Below are 13,537 nucleotides of genomic sequence, written 5' to 3'. Positions count from 1 at the left end.
CCGCGCGCTCGTCGTCCCGGCGTCACGCGCCCTCGGGCGAGCCGGTGACCGCCGCCGCGACGGCCGCCGCGACGCGCGTCGTGACCTCCGGGTGGAACACGCTCGGGACGATGTACGTCGGGTTGAGCTCGTCCGGTCCGACGACCGCCGCGAGCGCACCCGCCGCCGCGAGCAGCATCGCGTCCGTGATGCGGTGACCCTGCGCGTCGAGCAGGCCGCGGAACACCCCCGGGAACGCGAGCACGTTGTTGATCTGGTTCGCGAAGTCCGAGCGGCCCGTCCCGACGACCGCGGCGTACTGCGCGGCGTCGTCGGGGTCGACCTCCGGGCGCGGGTTCGCGAGCGCGAACACGATCGCGTCGCGGGCCATGCGCGACACGTCGTGTCCCGTGATCACGTCCGGCGCCGAGACCCCGATGAACACGTCCGCGCCGACGAGCGCGTCGCTGATCGTGCCCGTGACGCCGCGCGGGTTCGTCGCCCCCGCGGTCCACCGCAGCTGCGGCGTCAGGCCCGGGCGGTCCACGTGCACGACGCCCTCGATGTCCGCGACCACGACGTCGACCGCGCCCGCGGCGAGCAGCAGCTTGAGCACCGCCGTGCCCGCCGCGCCCGCGCCCGAGAGCACGATCCGCACGTCCCCGATGCGCTTGCCGACCACCTGCAACGCGTTCGTCAGCGCCGCCACCACGACGATCGCGGTGCCGTGCTGGTCGTCGTGGAACACCGGGATGTCCAGGCGGTCGCGCAGCCGCCGCTCCACCTCGAAGCAGCGCGGCGCGCTGATGTCCTCCAGGTTGATGCCCGCGAACACCGGCGCGATCGCGCACACCGTCTCGACGATCAGGTCGACGTCCGTGGTGTCCAGCGCGATCGGGAACGCGTCGATCCCCGCGAACCGCTTGAACAGCACCGCCTTGCCCTCCATGACCGGAAGCGCCGCGAGCGGCCCCAGGTCGCCCAGCCCCAGGATCGCCGTGCCGTCCGTGACCACCGCGATCGTGTTGCGCTTGATCGTCAGGCGGCGCGCGTCCTCCGGGCGGGCCGCGATCGCCTCGCACACGCGCGCGACGCCCGGCGTGTACGCCATCGACAGGTCGTCGCGGTTGCGCAGCGGCACCTTCGACGTGATCTCCAGCTTGCCGCCCAGGTGCAGCAGGAACGTCCGGTCCGAGACCCGGTCCACCCCGACCCCGTCGAGCGCCCCGAGCGTGGCGATGATCTGCTGCGCGTGCTCCTCGCCGAGCGTCGCGCACGTGACGTCCACCTGCATCTGCTCGTGCCCCGACGCCGTCACGTCGAGCGCCGTGACGATGCCGCCCGCCTGCTCGATCGCGGTGGTCAGCTCGCTCACCGCCGTCGGTCGGGCGGCCACGTGCAGGCGCGCGGTGATGGACGACGACACGCTCGGCCCGGCCATGGCGCCAGTCTGGCGCGGTGCGGGTCGCGCGTCGCGGCGAGGCACCTCGGGTGCTCGGGTGCTCGGGTGCTCGGGTGCGCCGTCGGGGCCGGTAGGTTCGAGCGGTGACGCAGGACGCGCTGGCCGGGTGGGTCGCTCTGACGGCCGAGGCCGTGGAACGGGCACGCACGGCGTGCGACGAGCTGCGGTGGCACGAGGCGTTCCGTCGGCGGTGGCGCGAGGTGCGCGCCGAGTCCGGGCTGCGCGCCGCGCAGGCCAGCGCCGCCCTGGAGGGCGCGCGGTTCCCGATCGAGCTGGTCCGGTCGGTCGCGACCGGCGGGACGGACCTCGCCGCGGGCGGTGCGACCGACCGTGCCGCCGACGGCGGGGGAGCCGAGGCCGTGCTCGTCGGGGCGCTGCGCGGCGCGTCGCTCGTCGAGGCGCTCGTCCCCGACCTCGGCGCGCAGCAGGCCGCGTCGCTGCCGCCCCTGCCACAGCTGCTCGCCCGCGCGCACACGCTCGTCGGCGCCGGGTGGCTGCCCGTCGAGCACCTCGGACGGCTGCGCGACGACGAACCCGCCCTCGACCAGCGCGGGCTCGGCCCCGCCCTGACCGGGCGCGAGGTCGCCGCGCGCGTCGACCTGCTCGCACGCACCCTCGCCACGACCCAGGCGCCCGCGCTCGTCGTCGCCGCGCTCGTGCATGCCGAGGTGCTCGCGGTGCGTCCTTTCATCGCCGGCAACGGGCTCGTCGCGCGGCTCGTCGCGCGCGCCTGTGCGACGACCGGCGGGCTCGACCCGACCGGCTCCGTCCTCCCCGAGGTGGTGTGGGCCGCCGCGCCGCAGCAGTACGTCGCGGCGGTCGCCGGGTACGCCACCGGCGAGGTGGAGCGCGTCGCGGCGTGGTTCGGCGCGTACGCGGACGCGGTCGTCGCGGGGGCGGCCGAGGCCCGCACGGTCGCGGACGCGGTCCTGGCCGGCCGCCTGACCCCACCGCCCTGACCCCACCGCCCTGACCCCACCGCCCCGACCCTGGTCTGATGCCCGCCGTCGTGCGTCGCTCGTCTGGTCGTGCGTCTCTCGGAAGGTCGCGCGGTCCTCTGCGCGACCTACCGAGGAATGCGCGACCTCGCGAGAGAAGCGCGACCGGCGAGGGCCGCCGGGTCGGCCGAGTCGACGAACGGGGACGACGAACGGGGACGACGAACGGCGGCGCCCCCGAGGGGACGCCGCCGTCGTACCTGCCGCCGTGAGGGTGATCATGCGTGCACTCGTATGGTTCGCTACGGGACCAGCCCGGTCGACCTGCCCGAAGGTGGGCAACACCTGCGCGTGGGTGCCCTCGCGGCTCTGCAGTTGTGCTCACTGTGATACGCCCGTTCACCGCGCCGCGGTAGTGGAGCGGGCGTCGTCGCAGGTCAGCGCCGCATCGCGCGCCGGATGGCAAGACTCGCGTCCGCCATGCGGACCCCGATCCTCGCGAACGGGGCAACTCGGACGCGGCGCGCTCCGGCGGTCGTCGTCGGCCCGCCGTCGCTCGGCGCGACGGTCCGCTCAGGACGTGGCGGAGCGACGGCGGCGCCACCACCACCAGGCCACCAGGCCCGCGACCACGGTCCCGACGACGACCGCGCTCGCGACCTGCGCCTCGCGGTCGAACGCGAACAGCGGCACCGGGCGGCGGAACGTCAGCACGCCCCAGCCCTTCTCGGCCGCGAGCCGGCGCAGCGCGCGGTCCGGGTTCACGGCGAACCCGTGCCCGACGACGCCGAGCATCGGGGCGTCGGTGATCGAGTCCGAGTACGCGTAGCACTCGGCGAGGTCGTAGCCGTGCGTCCCGGCGAGCTCGCGGATCGCCGCGGCCTTGTTCTCGCCGTACGCGTAGAAGTCGATCTCGCCCGTGTACCGGCCGTCGACCACCTGCATGCGGGTCGAGACGACGTGGTCCGCGCCCAGGATCGCCGCGATCGGCTCGACGATCTCGCTGCCGGACGCCGACACGATCACGACGTCCCGCCCGGCCGCGTGGTGCTCCGCGATGAGGTCCACCGCCTCCGCGTACACGGTCGGGTCGATCGCCTCGTGCAGCGTCTCGGCGACGATCTGCGACACCTGGTCGGTGGGCCAGCCGGTGACCGTGCGGGACAGGCTCGCGCGCAGGCGCTCGGTCTGCGCGGCGTCCGCGCCGCCGACGAGGTAGAGGAACTGCGCGACGGCCGTGCGCAGCACGTTGCGGCGCGTGAGCAGGCCCTGGGCGAGGAAGCCGCGGGAGAACGCGGTCGCCGACGACGTCGCGATGATCGTCTTGTCGAGGTCGAAGAACGCGGCGGAGCGCGGGGGCCCGCTGCCCGCACGGCGCGGGCGGGGCGCGTGGCGGCGCGCGGGGGCGTCCTCGGACATCCGCGCTCCTCTCGTCGGACGGGTTCGACCCCGCGAGCGTAGCGACCGGCGCCCACACCGCACCCGCGGATCGGGGCCCTCGCCCGTGAGACGGACGGTCTCGCCACCCGACCCCAGCCCCCTGCCGCGCACGGTCCGTCCCCAGGTCGCCGGGACCGGGCCTCCGTGCGTGCGTGGTGTGCGGCAGCGTCGGCGTCGTCCGGGACGTGACGGAGGTGGACGGTGGCGGAGCTCCCCGTGGGGACATGGCGTGATCGGGACGGCGGCACCCCCCGCCCGACGCCCGACACGCCCGTCGTCTCCCCACCTCGTGGCCCGGGCGGCGCGGCGGCGGCGTGGGGCGCGTCGCCGCCGCGTCCTGCGCCGGTCGGCGCCCGCACGGAGCGTGGCCGCGCGCTCGTCGTCGGGGTGGTCGGTGCGCGCGGGGGAGCCGGGGCGTCGACGTTCGCGGCCGCGCTCGCGGCACGGTTCGCGCGGCGGACCGCCACCGCGCTCGTCGACCTCGACCGGGCCTCGGCGGGCGTCGACGTGCTGCTCGCGCTCGAGGACAGCGACGGCGTGCGCTGGCCCGACCTGACGTCGGCTCGCGGCGACGTCGACGGCGCGCAGGTGCTCGCGCTCCTGCCGCGCTGGGGTCCGTGCGCCGTGCTCTCCGCGGACCGGCACCGGCCCGGGCTGCCGGACTCAGGCGTGCTCGCCGACGTGCTGCACGCGCTCGCCGGCGTGTGCGGGGTCGTCGTGCTCGACCTCGAACGGGTCGGTGTCGTCACCGGCGACTCGTTCGCGTCGGTGTGCGACGCGGTCGTCGTCGTCGCACCGCGGGACCTGCGCGCCGTCGCGGGCCTGCTGGCCCTGCGCACGTCGCTCGTCGCGCACGGGGCGTTCGTCGGGGTGGTGACGGCGGGACCGTCGCCCGGCGGGCTGGGGTCCGGCGAGCTCGCGCAGGCGGTCGACCTGCCGGTGCTGGCACGGCTCGGGGTCGACCGGCGGACCGCCGCGGCGACGGAGCGCGGAGGCGTACCGCTCACCGGGGCCGTCGCTCGGGCCGCGGCGCGGGTCGCACGGGAGGTCCAGCGGGCCGCCCCGGCACCGGCGTCCGCCGGCGCGGTCCGTGACGAGCCCGCGCTCGCCGTCGTGCGAGGCGCGTGGTGAGCGTGCTCGCGGCCGGGGGCGTGCGGCCCGCCGGTGCTCCGGTGCTCTCGGGCGACCTGGTCGACGCCGTGCGTGAGCGGCTGCGGGGCACCGCGCCCGGCGACGACGAGCTCGTGCGCGCCGTCGAGCAGGTCGCGCGCGACCGCGGTGCGGTGCTCGGCTCGGCCGTGCTGCCCGCCGCGGTGCAGGCCGTGCGCGCCGCGATCCTCGGCGCCGGGCCGCTGCAGCCGTTCCTCGACGACCCGCGCGTGAGCGACGTGCTCGTCAACGGCCCACGGGACGTGTGGGTCGAGCTCGACGGGCGGCTCACGCAGACCGACGTCGACCTCGGCTCCGACGACGACGTGCGTGCGCTCGCGGTCCGGCTCGCCGCCGCGGACGGGCAACGGCTCGACGACGGAGTGCCCACGGTGGACGCGCGCCTGCCCGACGGGACGCGGCTGCACGCGGTGCTGCCGCCCGTCGCGGGCGGGTGCACGCTCCTGAGCCTGCGGGTCGTGCGGGCGCGGACGCTGTCGATGCCCGAGCTCGTGCGGGTCGGCACGGTCGCGCCGGGGCTCGTCGGCGTGCTGCGAGCGCTGGTCGACGTCCGCGCGAACCTCCTGGTGTCCGGCGCGACGGGAGCGGGCAAGACCACGCTGCTCGCGGCGTTGCTCGCGTGGGCCGGGCACGACGAGCGGATCGTCGTGATCGAGGAGTCCGGCGAGCTCGCGCCGCAGCACCCGCACGTCGTGCGGTTGCTCGCGCGGCGTGCGAACGTCGAGGGCGCGGGCCGGGTCGACCTCGCGGAGCTCGTGCGGCATGCGCTGCGCATGCGACCCGACCGGATCGTGCTCGGCGAGTGCCGCGGCGCGGAGGTGCGTGAGGTCATGGCGGCGCTCAACACCGGCCACGACGGCGGCTGCGCGACCGTCCACGCCAACACGGCGGCGGACGTCCCCGCTCGGCTCGAGGCACTCGCCGCGCTCGCGGGGCTCAGCCGTGAGGCGACCGCGGCACAGGCGTCCGCCGCGTTCGACGCGGTGCTGCACCTGCGCCGCACCGGCCCGGGTCGCACGCGGCGCATGCTCGCGGAGGTCGCGGTCGTCGGTCGCACGCGCGACGGGCTCGAGGTGTCCACGGCCGTCGAGGCCGACGAGTCCGGGGTGCTGCGCCGAGGCCCCGGCTGGCGCCGGCTCGCGGACCGCCTCGGCATCGCCGGCCTGACGTCCCTCGGTCCGGGGACGACGAGCGACCCACCCGTGTCGCCGGTGCCCGTCGGACGTGCGCCGTGAGCGCCGTCGTGGCGCTGGCCGGAGCGGCCGCGTTCCTCGTGGCCAGCGGCGTCGGGCCGCGACGGGCGCTCCTGAGGGCGAGGGCGTCGACCGAGACGTCGCCGGACGTGCGGTCGGGCGCGGGACGGGACCTGGAGAACGTGCTCGTGGCCGTCGGCGCACAGCTGCGCGCGGGGCGCCCGCCCGCCGACGCGTGGGCGTCCGTGCTCGGCCGGCCCGCCGACGGCGACGTGCCCGAGCTCGCCGTGCTCGTCGCCGCGTGCGAGGGAACCGGCAGAGGTGGGGGTGCCCGCGCGACCGCGCGCACGATGTCGGTCGGGCTCCGCGACGGCGGTGGTGCCGTGCGACGGCTGCACCCGCGCGGGCGCGGTCGGGACGACGAGAGGCTCGTCGCACGCGCCGCGGCCGTCGTCGCGGCGGCACGGACCGCGCACGAGCTCGGGGCACCGCTCGCCGCGATGCTGCAGCACGTCACCGAGTCGCTCGCGGCCGACGCCGCCGAGCGGGACGACGTCGAGGCCGCGCTCGCCGGCCCACGCGCGACGGCGCGCGTCCTCGCGTGGCTGCCGCTGCTGGGCGTGGGGCTCGGCGCGCTCCTCGGTGCGGACCCGGTCGGGGTGCTGCTCGGTGGGGGCCTGGGAAGCGTCGCCGGGTTGACGGGACTCGTCCTGCTCGTCGTCGGACGTCGCTGGACGAGCCGTCTCCTCGCGCGCGCCGCCCGCGGGAGCGGCTGACGTGGTGCTGACCGTCCTGGGTGCCGTGCTCGTCGTGGTGCCGTGGCTCGCCGCTCGGCGCACGCTCGTCGCACCGGGCGGTGGGACCGGCGGCGCGTCCGTCCGGGCCGCCACCGGTCCGCCGCTCGACGCGGTGCTGCTGCTCGAGCTCGTCGACGCCGCGGTCGCCTCGGGGGCGTCGCTGCCGCGCGCGCTGCGAGCGGTGGGTGCGGCGGCGGGAGGCGCCTGCGGTGGTGCCCTGGACGCCGCCGGGGCGGCGCTCGTGCTCGGGGCGTCGTGGCCCGCGGCATGGGCCGGCGCGCCGCCCGACGTCCACGACGTCCGGGACTGCCTCGAGCAGGCGTGGGTGAGCGGGGCCGCGCCCGGACCGGCGCTGCGGGCTCGCGCCGCCGCGGTGCGGCGCGAGCGTCGTCGTCGTGCCCGGACCGCGGGCGCAGCGCTCGGGGTGCACCTCGTGCTCCCGCTCGGGCTGTGCTTCCTGCCCGCGTTCGCGCTGCTCGGGCTCGCCCCGCTCGTCCTCGGGCTCGGCGCGGGGCTGCTCGACGGGGTGCTGCCGTGACGCCCGCCCCGACCACCCGACCCCAGCCCGCCGACCGGCGCGGGACGTCCCCAGATCCGGCCGCGGCCCCGGCCGGGCGGGCGGCTACCGCACGACGCTGGCCGCGGCCGGGTCGGACCGGCCGGGGCGGGTCACCGCCCACCGACCGCGCCCGACGGGCCGGCGGACGACCGACGCCGGCGCGAGCCGGCAGACAGGAGGTGCTCGATGGACGGCACGGCACTCGCGGGACGCCCGCGCGGCGCGCACGACGACGAGGCCCGCGACGACCGCGCTGACACCCGTCAGCACGTGCCCGGGTGGGTCCCGCAGCGCGTCGCGCGGCGGTTCGCCACCGGCGCGCGGGACGCCGGGATGGCGACCGCGGAGTACGCGATCGCGACGCTCGCGGCCGTGGGCTTCGCGGGCCTGCTCGTCGTGATCCTCAAGAGCAACGAGGTGCGCGGGCTCCTCAGCGGGATCGTCAAGCAGGCGTTGTCGCTGTGACGAGCGGGCAGGCCGGCCTCGGGTCCGACCGTGGCTCGGCTCGCGGCTCCGATCGCGGCTCCGGTCGCGGCTCGGCTCGCGGCTCCGATCGTGGGGCCGATCGTGGGTCGGTGACGGCGGAGCTCGCGGTCGGCCTGCCCGCGGTCGCGCTCCTGCTGCTCGCGGTGCTCGGGGTGAGCGCGGCGGGCGTGATGCAGCAGCGGTGCGCCGAGGCCGCGCGGACGGGCGCTCGGCTCGCGGCGATCGGCGAGGACGACGCGGCCGTGGTCGCCGGGGCGCGGAGGGTCGCGGGTGACGCCGCGCGCGTGGACGTGGGACACGACGACGGCTGGGTCACGGTCGTCGTCTCGGCGGGTCTGCCGGTCGCGGGGCTGGGTGAGGTCGTGACGCTGCGGGGCTCGGCGACCGCCTGGGACGAGCCGTGAGCGTCCCGGTACCCGGCTCGGCGCCCGCCCCTGGGCACGGGGGGCCGCAGGAGTGTGCCCGACCGAGAGGCGGCCGCAGCGGGCTGATGACGTTGCCTCGGGTGGCCGGGCGTGCGCGCGTCGACTGGCGCGACGACTGGCGCGACGACTGCGGCGCGGGGACGGCGCTGTTCCTCGCGGTCGTGCTCGCGGCGCTCCTGGGCTGCGGGGCCGTCGCGACGGTGGCGGCCGCGCACGCGGCCCGCGGTCGTGCGCAGGCCGGCGCCGACCTGGCGGCGCTCGCGGCCGCGACGCACGTGCAGCGCGGGGCGGACGCCGCGTCGGCGTGCGCACTCGCCGGGCAGGCGGCGGTCAGGAACGGTGCTCGCCTGGCGGCCTGCGCGGTGGGAGCCGCGGGGGTGGTCACGGTCGACGTCGAGGCGACGGCTGTCGGGTCGTCCGCTCGGGCGCACGCCCGGGCCGGTCCGCGCTCCGCCGAGGCGCGGGCCGACCCGCCCGCCGACGAGCCCTGGGACGGTGGCTCCGGTGCACGGTCGGCAGACGCGTCGGGCCGCGCGACGTCAGGCGGTGGCGTGGGCGAGGACCGCGTCGAGCAGGCGCAGGGCGGCGGCCTTGTCGAGCGGGTGGTTCGCGTTGCCGCACTTGGGCGACTGCACGCACGCGGGGCAGCCGGTGGCGCACGGGCACGAGGCGATGGCGTCGCGCGTGGCGCGCAGCCAGGTCGCGCCGAGGTGGAAGCCGCGCTCGGCGAAGCCCGCGCCGCCGGGGTGGGCGTCGTGCACGAAGACGGTCGCCTCGCCCGTGTCGGGATGCAGCGCGGTCGACAGTCCGCCGAGGTCCCACCGGTCGCACGTCGCGAGCAGGGGGAGAAGGCCGATCGAGGCGTGCTCGGCGGCGTGCAGCGCACCGGGCAGGGCCTCGAGCGTCACGACCGCCTCCTCCAGCACGGACGTCGGGACCGTCCACCAGACCGACGACGTGCGCAGCGTGCGGGGCGGCAGCTCGAGGTCCTCGTAGCCCAGGACCGCGAGGTCGGGCAGGTGCTTGCGCTGGAACCCGAGCACCTGCGACGTGACGTCGACGGTGCCGAGGTGCCAGGTCACCGGCCCCCAGCGGCGCTCCTCGGCGACGTCGACGACCGCGGTGGTCGTGAGCCACCGCGCCCACGTGCCGTAGTCGACGTCGCGGCGGGTGACGAGCGCGACGTCGTCGGCCTGGTGCAGGTCGTCGACGACGAACGTCGCGCCCTGGTGCACGTACACCGCACCGGGGTGCAGCGTGGCGTCCGCGGACGCGGCGTCGACCGTGCCGAGCACGCGGCCGGTCTCGGACTCCACGACGCGCACGGGGTTGCCGCCCGCGCCGCGCAGGTCGGTCAGCCGCGACGCGGGCTCGGCGTGCGTCCAGTACCAGCCGGACGGCCGGCGCCGCAGCACGCCGTGCGCGACGAGGTCGTCGAGGACGCTCGCGGCGCGCTCGCCGAACAGGTCGAGCTCCTCGGCGCGCACGGGTCGCTCGGCCGCGGCGGCGCACAGGTGCGGGGCGAGCACGTACGGGTTGGTCGGGTCGAACGCGGTGGCCTCGACCGGGGCGTCGAGCGCGGCCTCGGGGTGGTGCACGAGGTAGGTGTCGAGCGGGTCCTCGCGAGCGACGAGCACGACGACGCCGTCGGCACCCGCACGGCCCGCCCGCCCGGCCTGCTGCCAGAACGACACGCGCGTGCCGGGCCAGCCCGCGATGAGCACCGCGTCGAGCCCGGAGATGTCGACGCCGAGCTCGAGCGCGTTGGTCGTGGCGAGCGCGCGCAGTGAGCCGCTGCGGATCGCGTGCTCGAGCGTCCGCCGCTCCTCGGGCAGGTAGCCGCCGCGGTACGCCTGCACGGCGGCGCGCAGCGACGGGTCGACCGCGCCGACGTGCTCACGCGTGGTGGTGGCGACGGACTCCGCCGCGCGACGCGAGCGCGTGAACGCGAGCGTGCGGCCGCCGTGCGCGACGAGGTCCGCCAGGAGGTCCGCGACCTCGGCGGTCGCGGTGCGGCGGGGCCGGTCCTCGGGTTCGCCGGGGGTCGCCCACGGGTCCTCGTCGGGCAGGAGCGCAGCCCACGGCGTCTGCGCGTCGGGTCCGTGGCCGGGCAGCTCGGGCGGCTGCCACAGCACGACGGTCTTGCGTCCCGCGGGCGACGCGTCGTCGGTGACGGCCTCGACCTCGTCGGGATCCACGCCGAGCAGCCGCGCGGCGCTCTGCGCGGGGTCGGCCGTCGTCGCGGACGCGAGGACGAACGTCGGCGAGGCCCCGTACGCGGCGGCGAGCCGGCGCAGACGCCGCAGCACGAGCGCGACGTGCGCGCCGAACACCCCGCGGAACGCGTGGCACTCGTCGAGGACCACGTACCGCAGCGACGCGAGCAGCCGCGACCAGCGCTCGTGCTGCGGCAGGAAGGAGAAGTGCAGGAAGTCGGGGTTGGTCAGCACCACGTCCGCGTGGTCGCGGACCCAGCGCCGCTCGTCTGGGGAGGTGTCGCCGTCGCACGTCGCGACCCGCACGTCGCGCACCTGGGAGGCGGCGAGCAGCCGCTCGACCGCGGCGAGCTGGTCGGCGGCCAGCGCCTTCGTCGGGCACAGGTACAGGACGCTCGCGCGGCGCCTGGCCGACTCGATGCGGCCCGGGTCGAGCGACGCCTCGGCGGCGCGACCGCGCACGGCCGACAGCGCGGGCAGCCAGTACGCGAGCGACTTGCCGGAGCCGGTCGAGGTCGCCAGCACCGTGTGCCGGCCGTCCCACGCCGCCTGCGCGGCCTGCACCTGGTGACGCCACGGGGACTCGACGCCGAGCGTGCGGTAGCCGCGCACCAGGTCCGTGTCCGCCCACGCGGGCCACGGCTCGCGCTCGCCCGCGCGTGCGGGCAGGTGGCGCACGTGGGTCGCGCGCTCGGCTCGTCGTCCGCCGGCGAGCAGCACGTCGAGCAGCTCGTCGGACTCCACGCGACCATGCTCGCACCCGCGCGAGGGTGCTCCGGCCGCACTCCCGTCGGAGGGCAACCGTGCGCGTCAGCCGGGGACCGGGTCGAGCTGGGTGGTGCCGCACTCGCCGGCCAGCACGCGGCGCCGGTGCGCGCTCGGGCTCACGCCCCGCACGCGGGTGAACGCGGCGCTCAACGCGTACGGCGAGCCGTAGCCGACGGCGCGCGCGACGGACGCGAGCGTCGCGTCCGGGTCGAGGAGGAGGTCCGCCGCGAGGTCGAGCCGCCAGCCGGTGAGGTAGCTCATGGGCGGCTCGCCGACGAGCGCGGTGAACCGCCGCGCGAACGCGGCGCGCGACAGGCCGGCCTCGCGCGCCAGGCCCTCGAGCGTCCACGGGTGCGCGGGGTGGTCGTGGATGCGCCGCAGCGCCGCACCCACCACGGGATCGCCGCCCGCGCGGTACCAGCCGGGTGCCCCCGGGTGCGTGAGCCGGCTGCGCAGGCAGGACAGCAGGATGAGGTCGAGCAGGCGGTCGCCCGCGGCGTCCTGGCCCGGCAGGTCCTGGGTGATCTCCCGGGCGAGCAGGTCGACGAGCACGGGGTCGACCTCGCCGCGGCGCACCACGGAACGCGCGGGCAGGGTGCGCAGCACGCGGCGGCCCACGGCGCTGTCCGTGAGATACGTCCCGGTGAGCAGCACGGTCTCGCCGTCGCGGTCGTTGCCCCACGTCCGCGCCCCGAGCTCACGCATCGTCGACGGGACCCCCTCGACCGGGCGGCACACGTCCGGCTCGGGGCCGATGACGATCTGCGGGGTGGTGGTCGGGGAGTCCGCGATGACGTACACGCCGCCGCCGCGAAGCACGGCCACGTCGCCGGGGGCGAGGTGCTCGCCGGGGTCGTCGGGTGTGGGCGACGGCGGGCCGATCCACGCGGAGCCGCGCAGCACGGGGACGAGCGTGAGCGGCGACTCGTCCTCGAGGCGCAGGGACCACGGGGCGCGCAGGTGCACGCGCAGGAGGAACGCGCCGCGCGCTCGCGGCCCGTCGAGCAGCCCGCCGACGACGTCCATCCGACGACCCTAGCGGCGAGACGGTCGCGTATGAAGTTGCGTCTCTCGACCATGGAACGTCTCGCCGGTGCCCGGTTTGCTCGAAGTCGTGGCCACACCGGCCGCACGACCGAGAGGAGTCACCATGAGCCAGGAGGGACCGGACCGACCCGTCGCCGTGCTCGGCGGGACCGGCAAGACCGGCCGCCGCATCGTCGAGCGGCTGCAGGCGCGGGACCTGCCCGTGCGTGCCGCGGCGCGCGGCGGACCGCACCGCTTCGACTGGGCCGACCCGACCACCTGGGCCCCCGTCCTCGACGGTGCGGGCGCCGCGTACGTGGCCTACGCGCCGGACCTCGCGATGCCCGGCGCGCCCGAGACGGTCGCGCGGCTCGCCACCTTGGCACGCAAGCTCGGGGTCGAGCGGCTCGTGCTGCTGTCCGGCCGCGGCGAGGCCGAGGCGGAGCGTGCCGAGCAGCTCGTGCTCGAGGCCCACCCCGCGCGTACGGTCGTGCGCGCGGCGTTCTTCGCGCAGAACTTCACCGAGAGCTTCCTCGCGGAAGGGCTCGCCGAGGGCGTCGTCGTGCTCCCCGAGGGCACGGCGCCCGAGCCGTTCGTGGACCTCGAGGACGTCGCCGACGTCGCCGTGGTCGCGCTCACCACCGACGCGCACGCCGGTCAGGTGCTCGAGCTCACCGGCCCGCGCGCGCTGACGTTCGCCGAGGCGGTGGACGAGATCGCCGCCGCGACCGGGCGGCCGGTGCGGTTCCAGGGCGTTCCTGTCGAGGAGTACACCGCCGGCCTGACGGCCGCCGGGCTGCCGCCGGACCTCGTCGACCTGCTCGGGTACGTGTTCTCCGAGCTCCTCGACGGTCGCGGGTCCCTGCCCACGGACGGCGTGCGGCGCGTCCTCGGGCGCGACGCGCGCGACTTCCGCGACTTCGTCGCGCGGGACCTGGTCCCGGCCACGGTGACCGGCTGACGCGTCCCGCCGACCGACCGCCGCCGGCGCCTGCGGGCCCGGGGGCGGTCGGTCCGGGACGCTGGTCGCGCGCGCCGGACCGTCGCGAGCGCCGCGTCATCGCTCGGGTGCTGGTCA

12 protein-coding genes are annotated in these 13,537 nt (G+C 77.3%); 8 read left to right on the top strand and 4 right to left on the bottom strand.

Features of this window, described 5'->3' with window-relative positions; genetic code table 11:
• Positions 1 to 22: 22 nt before the first annotated feature.
• On the bottom strand, positions 23 to 1,420 hold the full coding sequence (locus F1D97_RS17150) for an NAD-dependent malic enzyme (protein WP_236121678.1): 1,398 nt from the start codon (positions 1,418 to 1,420) through the stop codon (positions 23 to 25).
• 104 nt (positions 1,421 to 1,524) lie between these two features.
• On the opposite strand from F1D97_RS17150, the gene F1D97_RS17145 reads away from it, so the two are divergent.
• Positions 1,525 to 2,400, top strand: coding sequence for a Fic family protein (locus F1D97_RS17145; protein ID WP_236121677.1), 876 nt, complete (start codon positions 1,525 to 1,527; stop codon positions 2,398 to 2,400).
• Positions 2,401 to 2,952: 552 nt separating this feature from the next.
• Here the strand turns inward: F1D97_RS17145 and F1D97_RS17140 are convergent.
• Positions 2,953 to 3,798 (bottom strand): HAD family hydrolase, encoded by an 846-nt coding sequence (locus tag F1D97_RS17140; RefSeq protein WP_236121676.1) that lies wholly within the window; start codon positions 3,796 to 3,798, stop codon positions 2,953 to 2,955.
• 222 nt (positions 3,799 to 4,020) lie between these two features.
• Here F1D97_RS17140 and F1D97_RS17135 point away from each other — a divergent pair, with 222 nt between their 5' ends.
• The 6 genes from F1D97_RS17135 to F1D97_RS17110 all read left to right on the top strand — a co-directional run bounded on the left by F1D97_RS17135 (position 4,021) and on the right by F1D97_RS17110 (position 8,428).
• Positions 4,021 to 4,950: a pilus assembly protein FlpE gene (locus F1D97_RS17135; protein WP_236121675.1), complete on the top strand. Its 930-nt coding sequence runs from the start codon at positions 4,021 to 4,023 to the stop codon at positions 4,948 to 4,950.
• Positions 4,947 to 6,224, top strand: a complete 1,278-nt coding sequence (locus tag F1D97_RS17130; RefSeq protein WP_396022543.1) for a TadA family conjugal transfer-associated ATPase — start codon at positions 4,947 to 4,949, stop codon at positions 6,222 to 6,224. The genes F1D97_RS17135 and F1D97_RS17130 overlap by 4 nt, the downstream gene beginning before the upstream one ends.
• A complete protein-coding gene (locus F1D97_RS17125; RefSeq protein ID WP_236121674.1) occupies positions 6,221 to 6,958 on the top strand; it encodes a type II secretion protein F in 738 nt (245 codons plus the stop codon). The genes F1D97_RS17130 and F1D97_RS17125 overlap by 4 nt, the downstream gene beginning before the upstream one ends.
• Position 6,959: 1 nt before the next feature.
• The gene (locus F1D97_RS17120; protein ID WP_236121673.1) at positions 6,960 to 7,517 is read left to right on the top strand and encodes a type II secretion system F family protein; all 558 of its coding nucleotides are present in this window, start codon (positions 6,960 to 6,962) and stop codon (positions 7,515 to 7,517) included.
• Between the two features lie 207 nt (positions 7,518 to 7,724).
• Positions 7,725 to 8,003, top strand: a complete 279-nt coding sequence (locus tag F1D97_RS17115) for a DUF4244 domain-containing protein (RefSeq protein WP_236121672.1) — start codon at positions 7,725 to 7,727, stop codon at positions 8,001 to 8,003.
• Positions 8,004 to 8,113: 110 nt separating this feature from the next.
• Positions 8,114 to 8,428: a TadE family type IV pilus minor pilin gene (locus tag F1D97_RS17110; protein ID WP_236121671.1), complete on the top strand. Its 315-nt coding sequence runs from the start codon at positions 8,114 to 8,116 to the stop codon at positions 8,426 to 8,428.
• Positions 8,429 to 8,988: 560 nt separating this feature from the next.
• Here F1D97_RS17110 and F1D97_RS17105 read toward each other — a convergent pair.
• Positions 8,989 to 11,409, bottom strand: a complete 2,421-nt coding sequence (locus F1D97_RS17105) for a DEAD/DEAH box helicase (protein ID WP_236121670.1) — start codon at positions 11,407 to 11,409, stop codon at positions 8,989 to 8,991.
• Positions 11,410 to 11,475: 66 nt separating this feature from the next.
• Positions 11,476 to 12,459, bottom strand: a complete 984-nt coding sequence (locus tag F1D97_RS17100; RefSeq protein WP_236121669.1) for an AraC family transcriptional regulator — start codon at positions 12,457 to 12,459, stop codon at positions 11,476 to 11,478.
• A 124-nt stretch (positions 12,460 to 12,583) separates the two neighbouring features.
• Between F1D97_RS17100 and F1D97_RS17095 the strand changes: the two genes are divergently transcribed.
• Positions 12,584 to 13,420, top strand: coding sequence for a Rossmann-fold NAD(P)-binding domain-containing protein (locus tag F1D97_RS17095; RefSeq protein WP_236121668.1), 837 nt, complete (start codon positions 12,584 to 12,586; stop codon positions 13,418 to 13,420).
• Positions 13,421 to 13,537: the final 117 nt, after the last annotated feature.

This window comes from Cellulomonas palmilytica, from assembly GCF_021590045.1.
GTDB lineage: Bacteria > Actinomycetota > Actinomycetes > Actinomycetales > Cellulomonadaceae > Cellulomonas > Cellulomonas palmilytica.
This window is presented reverse-complemented; position numbering and strand designations above follow the sequence as displayed.

What these genes read in the sequence shown, in the direction of transcription:
- F1D97_RS17100 (WP_236121669.1), bottom strand. Translation starts at nt 12,459, where the DNA reads ATGGACGTCGTCGGCGGGCTGCTCGACGGGCCGCGAGCGCGCGGCGCG.
- F1D97_RS17115 (WP_236121672.1), top strand. Translation starts at nt 7,725, where the DNA reads ATGGACGGCACGGCACTCGCGGGACGCCCGCGCGGCGCGCACGACGAC.
- F1D97_RS17150 (WP_236121678.1), bottom strand. Translation starts at nt 1,420, where the DNA reads ATGGCCGGGCCGAGCGTGTCGTCGTCCATCACCGCGCGCCTGCACGTG.
- F1D97_RS17095 (WP_236121668.1), top strand. Translation starts at nt 12,584, where the DNA reads ATGAGCCAGGAGGGACCGGACCGACCCGTCGCCGTGCTCGGCGGGACC.
- F1D97_RS17140 (WP_236121676.1), bottom strand. Translation starts at nt 3,798, where the DNA reads ATGTCCGAGGACGCCCCCGCGCGCCGCCACGCGCCCCGCCCGCGCCGT.